Consider the following 12,022-nt stretch of genomic DNA (forward strand, 5'->3'; position numbering starts at 1 on the left):
GGTATTCGCTGTTAATTAGTGGCAGCACCGGGGACGATTAGTAGTCTGAACACGGGTAGATTGAGCCTGAAATTGCCCGTCGACAGGTCCACCATTTCCAGCGGCCCGCCCGGCGCATAGGTGTTGAACTCGCTCTGGCCGGAGCTGTTTTGGGCGTGGGTAAGGAGGAGTATCCGCCTAAAAAGATGAATGTGTAATATGTTATCAGTTTGGTTCAAAGGAGCGTTTTTCTGTAATTCATGCTGGATTTTCATGAAAAAATTATTATGTTTTAAAAAATCATATAATGTCAATTAGAAATTAACATGTGTTTTTCTTCCAAATAATATCAAACAAATCAGGATTAGATTTATCATATAAATCAGGATTGAATTTTATACCAGAATCAGTATAAACGCCTAAATTTTTGTCACTAGGCGCAAACAAAATAGCCTCATCATTATCGTTAAAGCCAATTTCTCTATTGGCGCGAAAATTCTCATCAAGTTCAATTAACCAGTATTCAACATTGAGAATATTGATTTCGTAGTCTGGGCTAGATGCTGGAATAAGGTTTTTCAAAGCGTTGACAAGCGCAGTTAAAAAAAAGTTTTCACGTACTTTTTGCCTTCTGTCAGCTGTTACTTTAATTATCATGTTCATATAGCTAATATTTTTTAAAGTGAAAATGTCCTGGATCGGCAGTTCGCCAAGATTTACCTGGTATCTTCATGTTTCTAAATCTTTGGTTTATCTGCTGTAGTTTAGGACTGCCTATTTGTTGAAGATACTTTCCTTTCTTAGCCATAGAGGCACCCCATTTTAGAGAATATGTACTAAATTGACCAGCTTGGCTATAGGAGTTACCCAGTCTTATCCATTGCTTTAATGGGCCAATGCTTCTTGATGCGTTACTTGCAAAGCTCGAGAGCCTTGATGCTGCGGTGCTAGTTACACTGCCCGCCCCCTTGGTGAGAAGAGCATCAAAGGCTAAGTTGCCAACTATATCTCCACGCTGCTGTGCAGTCATAGAAGATGTGAGATTAAAAAAATCCACACCTGTATCTAAAGCTGTTGTGGTTATTTGTCCCAAACCTGCACGTCCCTGCTCCGTGAATGGGTTCATATGAGTAGACATATAGCTAACAGCTTGCTTAGTTTCTTGCCAACTATTTCTATCACTAAAAGGCGTAAAACCAGCTGTATATGATGCTAGGCCAATTCCTCTATTCATGATGGCATCACCTGATGCATTAACATAAGTACTGTAAGACATAAAAGCATGCTTGGCAGCATCTATGCCAAGACGAGCAAACGCACCAGCCGCAGCACTCGCACTGACCATTACATTAGGTAAGTGCTGCGTAGCCATAGGTAGCATCGTTGGTAAAGGGCAGATTGTGCAACCTCCATCAGGATCAGTAGTGCTAATAGGGTTATTGCCCATGCCCACGTAGGGGGAGTGAAATTCACCATACGGGTCATACGACATCCACCGTCCGAGGCGGCTGTGGTAGAGACGCAGCTCGAAGCTCTCGTAGCCGGTCTGCTCGTCGCGCTCGGCATACTGGCCCTGGTAGCCGTGGCGGTAGCGCTTGCTGCCCACCACGTAGTTGAGGCCCGTGAGCGGGGAGCCGTAGGCGTACTGGTGCTGCTCCTGCACAATCATGCCGCCCGTGTGCTCCACCTGGATGTCGTCGAAGTACACGAAGTAGTCACGGTGCTCGCTCACCACGGCTACCTCCAGCGTGCCGGCTTCGGGCACGCGCACGCCCAGGCGCACGGGCTGCCAGCTGGTGGCGGCCGTGGCTGGCACGGGCTCGTACTGCTCGTCCACCACGTCGCCCTGCTCGTTGCGCAAGACGTAGTGCAGCCAGGCCAGGATGCCCGTCGTGGGAGGCGTGGGCTGGGCCAGGGTCGTCACCAGGCCCGTTACCCCCACACCCGCCGCCACCTGTACTGCCGGACGCCCAGATTTGGGAACATCGGGCTGACCCGGCGCTGGGGCCGCGGTGGGAGCTGAGGCCCCAGCAACTCCGGCCACTACTAGTGGCGCCACGTTGGGGGCTTGGCGGGCCGCAAAGCTTTCGCCCAGCAGCGCGGCGGTCGAGAGCGTTACCGTGTCTCCTTTGGCTACCGTGAGAGTTTTGCTGGGGCCGCGGCTGTAGTCGATGCCATTATAGCGGGGAGCTAAGGCGGCTACGTGCGTACCACCGTAGGCTCTGTCCGAGAACTGGCGGGTTTCCGCTACGTTCTTGAAGTCCTGCTCCTCGCGGCTGGCCTGGCCTGGCTCCATAGTAGCAAGATACTTCACCGTTTTGGGCTGGTGGAACACCACGCGGGCGTTGCCGAGCTGGTCGTTCAGCTCGTAGCGGGCTTCTTCCGTGCCATCGTCCAGGCGCGTGAGCATACCGATCCGGCTGGCGCCGTAGATAGGTGCCTCGGTGCGCTGCAACTGCTTCGTTGGCTCCTGCTCGTAGGTGCTGAGCACGTTGCCGGCCACGTCGCGCATGTAGTAGGTGGTGCGCACCAGCTGGTAGGTGGTGGGGTCGTAACTGGCTTTACTGGCCCGGAAACCCCGGTCGTCGTAGGCAAACGTAACTAGTGGCTGCTGGTGGCCCTGGTCGCGGTAGATGCCCGTTACTTTGCCCGTTACGTCGTAGGCAAGATAGGTCTGGCCTTTTTCGTCGCGCTGCCGGGTCATCTGGCCGGTGGCGTCGTAGTCGAAGTCCAGCACGGCGGCACCGGCTTGGTTGTGCACGGCGGCTAGCTTGTTGGTATTGGGCGTGTACTGGTACGTGAAGTCGTCGGTGGCAAAGCCGGCCAGGTCACGGCGGCGCAGGCGGCGCAGGTTGCCGTTGGCATCGTAGGGCTGGAAGCTGCTCGGGTCGTTGCCCGCCAGCATACTCTCTTCCAGGCCGCTGTTGGCAGCGGGTTCAAACGTATTGCTGGTCAGCTTTCCGAAGTTGGCTTGCAGCAGCTGGGCCTTAGCATCGTAGCGGTACGTATGGGCGCGGATATCGGGGCTGGCCGGGGTGTGCCAGGCCGACGTGCGTACGGTGCCGTCGTAACGAGGGGTAGGAGCGTTAGCAATGGTAGGGGCTACCGCCGTAAACTTGCTGCTGTAATAGTCGCCGCTGAAATAGTCGAGCGTCAGGCCAAACAGGTCTTTAGGAATGCTATTAGACGTAGGGCTGTCCTGGCCTGGGTCAATTCCTTTGGTGGCGTGGTTAATGTTCTTCAACCAGCCCTGCACGGTATATACGTAGTCGAGACCTTGCAGCCTGCCGCCCAGCTCGGTGCGCTTGAGCGGGCCATGCAGATAGTAGGCGTACTTTGCCTGCAACGTTTTATTTAGGCCGTCGGGGCTGGTGTACACCCGCGTCAGACGCTGGTCGGCGTCGTACTGATAGTGATGGTAGAAAGCATCAGGCTGGCCCTTTTGGTAGGCTACTTCCAGCACGTTACCGCTGAAGTCGTAGGTGTAGTCTACGGTCTTGGAGCCTATACCCGCTGTATTCTGAGCCAGCCAGGTCAGGCGGCCCAACTCATCGTAGCTGTACCAGGTAGTACTGGTTGCATTGCGCGTCCGTGACACGGCACCCAGCACAAATTCCTGGGTGCGGCCGGCGGGTGCGTCATCAGCAGGCAGGTCATAGAGGATGTGGTTACGCTGGCGACAATGCGTAGCGTTAAGGCCGCCGCTGGGAGTACGGTTTTCCAGCAAGGAGGTCCGCAGTACACTGTTGGCGGCTGGAGTAGCTGTTAAATGCCCCTCGAATGTCAGGTTGCCGGCGGCAGCGTTGTACTCACCCGATTCTACTATCCGGCCGGCTTGGTCGTAATTAGAGTACGAGAATGTTTTTTCCTGACGCTGCCGGGCACTTTGTGAGAAGCGAATACGACCGTCGCGGGCGTACACGTACTCGGTTTTACCTTCGTCAGTGCTTTCGGTGCTGAGCAGGGTGCCAGCACCACTGTACGTATTCAGCGTAACAAACTGCGGACGGGCGGTGCTGCTCAGGTCTACGCCATTGGGCGCTACTGAGGCCACAGGGCGGCGGGCATCGTCGTAATAGGTGTAACTGAACTCGCCGTAGCGGGCCAAGTAGCTAAATTGCTGATTGTCGCTTAAGGATAGCACCCGGTAAAAGCCTGGCTCCAGCGTGAGCGGGTTGGTGTACGGCACCTCGGCCTCAGTGAGCAGATTGATGATGCGCACCGAACCCTTGCCTGTAAAGGAAACTACCGCTGGGCCTGCAGCAGGGATATGAATGTCCTGATAAGCAGGGAGGCCATCCGAGTTGGCTGGGTCGGAGTGAATGGCCGCCTGCAGTTGTAAACCAGGATACTGGCTGCCGCTCAGACAGGTAGCCAAGAGCAACCCCTGTTTATCGACGAAAGAGATGCTTTCGACACCGTTGGCATTAATACTAACTGACTTCAGCCCCTGACGCTTGAGCGACAGATTGTCCGGCGTAGGCACGAAATGACGGCGCAGGCTTAGGTAGTGTTTTAGCTCATCAAGCAGGGACAGCTCTCTACTTTTACCCTCTCGGCCCAAACCCATCCGAAACTCATCACCTGGGCCAGTAACTCGCTTGACGCCACCAAGGGGACCGGTGTATGGCTCGGTGAGGCTGAAAGGATATTTAGTAGCAGCAGTATAGGGCTCAAGCGCATTCTTCGTGCTAAAGTAGTGGCCCAGCGTGCCAGGCGCATCGGCAGCATCTACCACATCGGGCTGGTCGGCTTTGCCATACTCGAAATTGGTATGGTCATAGTCCTTACCGCCAGCAGTGATGAATCCCTCTTTATAATTGAATTCTTGGTTGTTGATAGGGGCCGCGAGTGTGCTAAGCTGGCCCAGCCCGCCAGAGCCGTAGACAACCTGACTGGCCAGAACATGCTTACGGCTCAGGGTTTTGACCTGGGTTTGGGTGGAGCGACCTAATGCGTCACTAAACTGCTTGCTTTCCTCTACTACAGTACCCTCCGCATCAAACGTGCGTTCCAGCACCCAATTGCGGTCTAAGTCCTCGCTTGGCTCAGAAGGAGGCAGAGGGGCTTCCACCCGCACCCGGTAGGGGCGCGAATACAACGTAAGTCCCGTTACCCACTCATTGGTGGCTTGGCAACGGTAACGTCCGGCATGTTCTGTAGCAGCTTGCGCTATTTGATACGTGGCGCTGGTAGCACCTGCAATGTTACTCCAGGCACCTTCTTTCTCCTTTTGCCATTGATAACTGGTGCGGGTTCCACCAATGCCGCTAGCAAGCGTAAACGATTGTCCAGCCGGAACTTCCACCTCTACCTCTTCAGAGGACAGTGTTTGGGGCAAGTACGTGAGTGTGCCAATGAGTGATTGCCCTGGTCCGGTGAAATTGGGTTCTAGGGAGCCAAACTCCAGTTGATTGCTGCTGATGTTGGCAGATATACTGGCCGGAGTAGTATGCTGTTGGAAATTCGGCAGCCCTGTCAGAGCGTTGTTTTGTAACCTGAGATACGTTATGGGGAGGGTAGCCAGGAAAGAGGGATTACCCGTGAGTTGGTTGTTATGCAGAAGTAGCGCGTTAAGCTTCTTCAAGTTGCTTAACTCAACGGGTACAGGCCCTACAAGCTGGCAAGCGTCCAGCTCCAGGAAGGTGAGATTGGTGAGGTTGCCAAGCTCTTTTGGAATGGTGCCTCCCAAAGGCGACATGCTGATTTCCAGCGACTTCAGCTGTGTTAGTTGCCCTATGCTCGCCGGAATACCGCCTTCAAAATTGTTTCCCCCTCCCGGAGGCTGCGTGTAGTAGTCGCCTAGATTTAGGGAGGTGAGGTTGGTAAGATTTCCCAACTCGACCGGTATACGTCCGGAAAGACGGCTATTGAAAAAAGAAAGCGTTACGAGTTGGGTTAGCTGCCCTAGCTCTACCGGAATAGAACCGCTTACCCCGGTAGTAACGATACGGAACGTTTGTAGCTGACGAAGGCGCCCTATCTCGCGCGGAATACTGCCAGTAAGCCCTTGGGAGTTGGTAAGCTCAAGACGAACTAGCTGTGTAAGATTACACAAGCTTTTAGGAATAGCTCCTTGCAGATTATTGCCACTACTGACCAGTTCCGCTACATCTCCGTTTCTGACAGTAACGCCGAACCATGTAGCAGCATCAGCTAAAGATGTGCCCTTTAGCCAATTGGTCTGATTCTTCCAGGTGCCGCCAGTAGTGCTATTGTAAAAATCGCGCAGAGCGGCAAGTTCGGTGGCATCGGGAACAACGCCTTCATTGGCTGGGGATGCTTGTCCCCAGGCATCTCTGCTGGACATAGCCAGCAAGGCACACAGAAACCAGAATGCACGGGAAATTAAGTAATGCTGCCGCATACGCTTAACACAGTTGTAGAAGTAATTCCTTCTGATTTACAGAGGGTTGTATAAAGCAGCCGTGATTATAACAACGGTTGGCTTATTATAAACTCGATAGCCTTAGAGCTGCCTTTAAAGGCAATTTCAGGCAGAGTAGGCAAAAGTAAGTGCCTAGTTAAGAGCAGTCAGAATGCAGAACTATCTATTCAAATTGTGTGTGCAATGATAAGAATGGAAATCAAGAATATGCAAATTATCACAAATGAATAAAGGATAATTCATATTAAGGCGCGCCTACTTATTGTGGCATTTAACGTAGCCTCTTTAACCTCTGATAGCCTCAAGGGCAAACAGTCATGAAATAAAAAGTAATAAATAATATAAATTTTGTCTAATAAAACTCATGAGGAAAAGGTAGTTGGTTGGCTGAGCCTTCTGCGCGTGGTCATTGAGCGCGCCCACAGTGGCGTGAAACGTCTGTGCGGCGAGTGGGCCCACGACACCGTCTTCGTCTTGGCCTGAGGCTTGCACAACCTACTCATACGTAGGCCTAAGCGTACCTACGTGCCCGATGAATTCACCAAACAGTCCAAACAAGACTTATTATACAACATAAACGGGCAACAGTTATCTGCTTTACTCAACAATCCGTAACCAGAGAGAGCCGCCATGCTGTTCTACTCCGTGCAGATTGGGTTGTTGCCACAATGGCGTCAGTATTTGCCGTAAGTCTGGGTCTTCGCTGATAAAGTAATTGGGCAGAAGCGTTTGGTACTTCTGAGGGTTAGCCAGTAGGAATGCCGCAAGCATGTATTGCTCCGAATAGAACCGGTCGCACATAAATTGCGGATAATCGTAGGGTAGGTAGATATCGTGAATATGCACAATTACACCCTTGCGCAGCATGGGCAATACCTCCATAAAAAACACCATGGCGTCAGAGTTGGGCAGGACACGGTGTGAGTTGTCAATGAACAGAATATCATTTTCGCCCAACGCCTTTAAAAACGAAAAATCAATGTTCTCGAATGGCTCCCGTATTATACGAGAGGCCAATTGGTCAATTTCGGCACGCGGATAAGGGTCGATGGAGGTGATTTGGGTAGTAAGATTCTGGTCCTGAATAACTTTATAAGCTACTTTGGTAGAATTGCCTGACCCTACTTCTACATACTGCTGAGGTCGGAACTTTGCCAGCATCCCATAGATGCCGATGATATCAAGACCAGGCAAGAAACCATTATTCCAAGAAGGTTGACTAGGGTCTGTCTCGGCCTTGGCGTCGCGGATATTTACAAACACTTGTTGGTACGCCAGAAACGACTGTAGCAACCCCTGATAAGCGGCCCGGTTGGCATTAATGATTGGGTACAGCACTGCGTGAGGCGGCTGGCCATGTCCGTAGCGAGGTTTGAAAGCTACTTTGTAATCCAGGGCCAGGTTCTGATACCGCGGCGACAGGAAACGGTAGATGTCTTTGAGCATGTGATAAATGGGTATACATCTGACAAGGGCCACAGCAAGTGGACCAGTCCACGAAATTATAAGGACTTCTGGTAATGCGTATAGCATGTATGAGCTGAGACGGGCTAACTGCTCAATTTTGAAGGGGACTGATTTGCCGGTATTGGTTTTTTTCCGATATTTGCGGCCCTGTTTTTCCGCATTGACACCTCTAAGTTCCTGATACCATGGCCCGAGTTTGTGATCTGACCGGCAAGCGTACCCGCGTAGGCAACAACGTTTCGCACGCCAACAACAAAACCAAGCGCAAGTTCTACCCCAACCTGCAGAAGAAGCGCTTCTATATTCCGGAGCAAGACGCTTGGGTAACGCTGAAGGTAGCTGCCAGCACCATTCGCACCATCAACAAGAACGGCATCATGGCCGTGCTGAAGAAGGCCAAGGAGCAAGGCCACATCGTGTACTAGCCTTCTAGTACCCCGCTTTTCACACTCGGCGCGAAGCTTCCGCGTCCCGTTGCTTTTGGTTCAGGCCGGAGCGCGGGACGCGGAAGCTTCGCGCTGTTGCTTGCGGCGGCTTGCAGAAGCGGCCCCGTTTTCGCGCTGCGCACTGTCGTATCTTGAGGGCCGGCCGCCGCAACGTTGAGCTGCTGGTGCGGTCTTTCGTTCTGCTATGCTACACTCTTTGCTGAATACCGCCGCGCAGTTGCTGCTCGCGGGTTGCCTGCTCACGGCCTCAACCACCCACGCCCAGCGCGCCGCCGGCCCCGGCCGCCCCACCGACCTGCTCGACCCCGCGTTTCATAAGCAGCGGCGGGAACTGCTGCGCCAGGCGCTGCCGGCCCGCTCGGTGGCTGTGCTATTTGCGGCGCCCGTCCGCAACCGGGCCAACGACGTGGACTACATCTACCACCAGCACCCCGACTTGTATTACCTAACCGGCTACGACGAGCCCGAAGCGGTGCTGGTGCTGTTCAAGGAGCCGCAAACGGTAGGCGGACAGGCCGGCGTAACGGAGGCACTGTTTGTGCAGCCCCGCAACCCGCGGGCCGAGCAGTGGACCGGCCGCCGCCTGGGTGCCGAGGGCGCCCGCCAGCAGCTGAAAGTGCAGTACGTGGCCGACAACAAAGCCTTTGCCACGGCCGGCATCCGGTGGGCCGACTTCGGGCAGGTCCATTTTCTGCCCCTGCCCACCGACGTGCGCAACGACCCTGACGACCCGGCCGACCTGTTCGACCTCGTGGCTACGTTCCGCCAGCAGGCTGCCGTGCCCGCCGACTTCAATCCGGCCGTAGTCGAAGCACACAAGCTTATCCAGCAGCACGGGGCCACCGCCGCCGACCGGCTGCGGCCCTACCTGCAAGGTATGCCGGCGGCCGTGACGCAAGACGCCTACGTGCAAGCGTATCTGGGGGCCAAAACTGACGCTGAGCGCAAACAAGCCGTGGCCAGCCGGCCCGTCAGCCGCTTCGACACCCAAACCCTGGATGAGGCACTCAACCAGCTACGTGAGGTGAAGACGCCCGAAGAGCTGGCGTTGCTGCGCCGGGCCGTGCGCATCAGCGCCGTGGGCCAGCAGGAAGTGATGAAAGCCGTACGGCCCGACATGGGCGAAATGGAGGTGCAGGGCCTGCACGAGTACGTGTATAAAAAGTACGGAGCCGAGTTTGAGGGCTACCCCAGCATTGTGGGAGCCGGCAACAACGCCTGCGTGCTGCACTACACCCAAAACGACAAGCCCCGCCTGGGCACCGACCTGCTGCTCATGGACTGCGGGGCCGAGTACCACGGCTACACCGCCGACGTCACGCGCACCATTCCGCCCTCGGGCAAGTTCAGCCCCGAGCAAAGGCAGATTTACGAACTGGTGCTGGCCGCCCAGGAAGCCGGCATTCGGGAGTGCAAAACCGGCAACGACTTCCAGGCCCCCGGCAAAGTGGCCCAGCAGGTTATTGCCGACGGCCTGCTGAAGCTGGGCATTATCAAAAAGGCCGACGATGTGCGCACCTACTTCCCGCACGGCACCAGCCACTACCTTGGCCTCGACGTGCACGACCGGGGAACCTACGGCCCGCTGAAAGCCGGCAACGTCATTACCGTGGAGCCCGGCATCTACATTCCCGAAGGCAGCCCCTGCGACAAAAAGTGGTGGAACATCGGGGTCCGCATCGAAGACGACATCCTGATTACGGCCAGCGGCCACGAGAACCTCTCGGCCGAAGCCCCCCGCACCGTGGCCGACATTGAGGCGCTGATGGCCAAGCCGAGTGCCCTGGATGATTTCCGGCTGCCAGAGGTGAAGTAAACGACCACAGATAAAACGGATAGTAGATGGATGATACAGATACCTATGCTTGTATCCGTATCATCCATCTACTATCCGTTTTATCTGTGGTCCGTCATCCGTTCTATCTGTGGTCCGTCATCCGTTCTATCTGTGGTCCGTCATCCGTTCTATCTGTGGTCCGTCATCCGTTCTATCTGTGGTAACACATTATTGGCTTGGTGGTTTGCCAATTCCGAAAACCCGTGTACCTTTGCAGTCCTTAATCCCAAACCCCCGTCGAGATGGCTAAAAAAGGAAACCGGGTGCAGGTAATCCTGGAGTGCACCGAGCACAAAAACTCGGGTCAGCCGGGCACCTCGCGCTACATCACCACCAAGAACCGTAAGAATACTCCTGAGCGCATCGAGCTGAAGAAGTTCAACCCCGTGCTCAAGAAGATGACCGTTCACAAGGAAATCAAGTAATTGAGCAATGGCTAAGAAAGTAGTAGCAACCCTGAAAACAGCCAGCGGCAAGGACTGGGCTAAGGTTATCCGTGCCGTGAAATCTGAGAAAACCGGTGCCTACACCTTCAAGGAGGAGATGGTGCCCGTTGACAAAGTGCAAGACTATATTGCCACCGGCGTTAAGTAAGCCGGCGCCTTTGTGGCAACCCAGCTAATGTGAAGAAGTCCCGCCACTGTGGGACTTTTTTGCATGTTAGGGTCTTAGGAGCTTAGGGTCTTGGGGACTTAGGTTCCGTGCTGTGTGGGCAGCCGCCCACATGATATACCCTACTCATTCTAAGTCCCCAAGCCCCTAGGACCCTAAGCCCCTATCTCATGGGCCTTTTCGATTTTTTCAAGAAGGATAAGGAAAGCAAGGAGCAGCAGCAGGCCTTGGATGAGGGCTTGCAGAAAAGCAAAACCAGCTTCTTCGACCAGCTCAGCAAGGCCGTAGTGGGTAAAAGCACGGTGGATGAAGCCGTGCTCGACGACCTGGAAACCCTGCTCGTGCACGCCGACGTGGGCATCGACACCACCGTGAAGGTGATTGACCGCATCGAGAAGCGTGTGGCCCGCGACAAGTACGTGAGTACCTCGGAGCTGGACCGCATCCTGCGCGAAGAAATTGCCGACCTGCTGGACCGCAACAGCGGCGCCACTGGCTCCCGCGCCATCCTCGACCGACCCGATAACACCGGCCAGCCCTTCGTGATTATGGTGGTGGGCGTGAATGGCGTGGGCAAAACCACCACTATCGGCAAACTGGCCCACCGCTTCCATTCGGCCGGCAAGAAAGTGGTGCTGGGCGCCGCCGACACCTTCCGCGCCGCCGCTGTAGACCAGCTTATCATCTGGGGGCAGCGCGTGGGCGTGCCAGTTATTTCGCACGGCATGAACACCGACCCAGCCTCCGTCGCCTACGACGCCGTGCAGAAAGGCGTGGAAATGCAGGCCGACGTGGTGATTATCGACACCGCCGGCCGCCTGCACAACAAGGTGAACCTGATGAACGAGCTAAGCAAAATCAAGCGCGTGATGCAGAAGGTGATTCCCGACGCGCCCCACGAGGTGCTGCTGGTGCTCGATGGCAGCACCGGCCAGAATGCCTTTCTGCAAGTCAAAGAATTCACTAAAGCCACCGAAGTGTCGGCCCTGGCTATTACCAAGCTCGACGGCACGGCCAAGGGCGGCGTGGTTATCGGCATTTCAGATCAGCTCCAGGTGCCGGTGCGCTACATTGGGGTGGGGGAGAAGATGACCGATTTGCAGCTCTTCGACCGGACGACGTTCGTCAATTCGCTGTTTAAGAAGTGAAAATGGTTCAGCATTTTGGACGGTCATGCTGAGCGGAGCCGAAGCATCTCTACCTCTGGCTAACTTCAATCGTGTGAACGAAGCGGGAGAGATGCTTCGCGGGGCGGACGCCAGATGGAGCATGACCGTCCAAAATGCCTTTTAC

The 12,022-nt window shown here is 54.7% G+C and carries 9 protein-coding genes; 5 read left to right on the forward strand and 4 right to left on the reverse strand.

The genetic code is table 11. The features are described from left to right. Window positions 1-11: 11 nt before the first annotated feature. The 4 genes from OIS53_RS16250 to OIS53_RS16265 all read right to left on the reverse strand — a co-directional run bounded on the left by OIS53_RS16250 (window position 12) and on the right by OIS53_RS16265 (window position 7,813). On the reverse strand, window positions 12-254 hold the full coding sequence (locus tag OIS53_RS16250) for a hypothetical protein (RefSeq protein WP_264679625.1): 243 nt from the start codon (window positions 252-254) through the stop codon (window positions 12-14). A 46-nt stretch (window positions 255-300) separates the two neighbouring features. After that, a complete protein-coding gene (locus OIS53_RS16255) occupies window positions 301-636 on the reverse strand; it encodes a hypothetical protein (RefSeq protein ID WP_264679626.1) in 336 nt (111 codons plus the stop codon). Between the two features lie 10 nt (window positions 637-646). After that, on the reverse strand, window positions 647-6,346 hold the full coding sequence (locus tag OIS53_RS16260) for a leucine-rich repeat domain-containing protein (protein WP_264679627.1): 5,700 nt from the start codon (window positions 6,344-6,346) through the stop codon (window positions 647-649). Between the two features lie 618 nt (window positions 6,347-6,964). Further along, entirely contained in the window at window positions 6,965-7,813 is an 849-nt protein-coding gene (locus OIS53_RS16265) for a class I SAM-dependent methyltransferase (RefSeq protein WP_264679628.1), read from the reverse strand. 206 nt (window positions 7,814-8,019) lie between these two features. On the opposite strand from OIS53_RS16265, the gene rpmB reads away from it, so the two are divergent. The 5 genes from rpmB (at window position 8,020) to ftsY (ending at window position 11,877) form a co-directional block, all read left to right on the forward strand. Beyond that, the gene (rpmB, locus tag OIS53_RS16270) at window positions 8,020-8,259 is read left to right on the forward strand and encodes a 50S ribosomal protein L28 (RefSeq protein ID WP_264679629.1); all 240 of its coding nucleotides are present in this window, start codon (window positions 8,020-8,022) and stop codon (window positions 8,257-8,259) included. A 205-nt stretch (window positions 8,260-8,464) separates the two neighbouring features. Further along, window positions 8,465-10,096 (forward strand): aminopeptidase P N-terminal domain-containing protein, encoded by a 1,632-nt coding sequence (locus OIS53_RS16275; protein WP_264679630.1) that lies wholly within the window; start codon window positions 8,465-8,467, stop codon window positions 10,094-10,096. Window positions 10,097-10,359: 263 nt separating this feature from the next. Further along, entirely contained in the window at window positions 10,360-10,542 is a 183-nt protein-coding gene (gene rpmG, locus OIS53_RS16280; RefSeq protein ID WP_045689232.1) for a 50S ribosomal protein L33, read from the forward strand. 7 nt (window positions 10,543-10,549) lie between these two features. Continuing rightward, entirely contained in the window at window positions 10,550-10,711 is a 162-nt protein-coding gene (locus OIS53_RS16285) for a DUF4295 domain-containing protein (protein ID WP_264679631.1), read from the forward strand. Between the two features lie 188 nt (window positions 10,712-10,899). Further along, a complete protein-coding gene (gene ftsY, locus OIS53_RS16290; protein WP_264679632.1) occupies window positions 10,900-11,877 on the forward strand; it encodes a signal recognition particle-docking protein FtsY in 978 nt (325 codons plus the stop codon). Window positions 11,878-12,022 lie beyond the last annotated feature (145 nt).

The sequence above is a fragment of the Hymenobacter sp. YIM 151500-1 genome (assembly GCF_025979885.1).
Lineage (GTDB): Bacteria > Bacteroidota > Bacteroidia > Cytophagales > Hymenobacteraceae > Hymenobacter.

Coding starts and splice junctions, on each gene's coding strand:
- OIS53_RS16265 (WP_264679628.1), bottom strand. CDS start 7,813: ATGCTCAAAGACATCTACCGTTTCCTGTCGCCGCGGTATCAGAACCTG.
- rpmB (WP_264679629.1), top strand. CDS start 8,020: ATGGCCCGAGTTTGTGATCTGACCGGCAAGCGTACCCGCGTAGGCAAC.
- ftsY (WP_264679632.1), top strand. CDS start 10,900: ATGGGCCTTTTCGATTTTTTCAAGAAGGATAAGGAAAGCAAGGAGCAG.
- OIS53_RS16260 (WP_264679627.1), bottom strand. CDS start 6,346: ATGCGGCAGCATTACTTAATTTCCCGTGCATTCTGGTTTCTGTGTGCC.
- rpmG (WP_045689232.1), top strand. CDS start 10,360: ATGGCTAAAAAAGGAAACCGGGTGCAGGTAATCCTGGAGTGCACCGAG.
- OIS53_RS16285 (WP_264679631.1), top strand. CDS start 10,550: ATGGCTAAGAAAGTAGTAGCAACCCTGAAAACAGCCAGCGGCAAGGAC.
- OIS53_RS16250 (WP_264679625.1), bottom strand. CDS start 254: ATGAAAATCCAGCATGAATTACAGAAAAACGCTCCTTTGAACCAAACT.
- OIS53_RS16255 (WP_264679626.1), bottom strand. CDS start 636: ATGATAATTAAAGTAACAGCTGACAGAAGGCAAAAAGTACGTGAAAAC.
- OIS53_RS16275 (WP_264679630.1), top strand. CDS start 8,465: ATGCTACACTCTTTGCTGAATACCGCCGCGCAGTTGCTGCTCGCGGGT.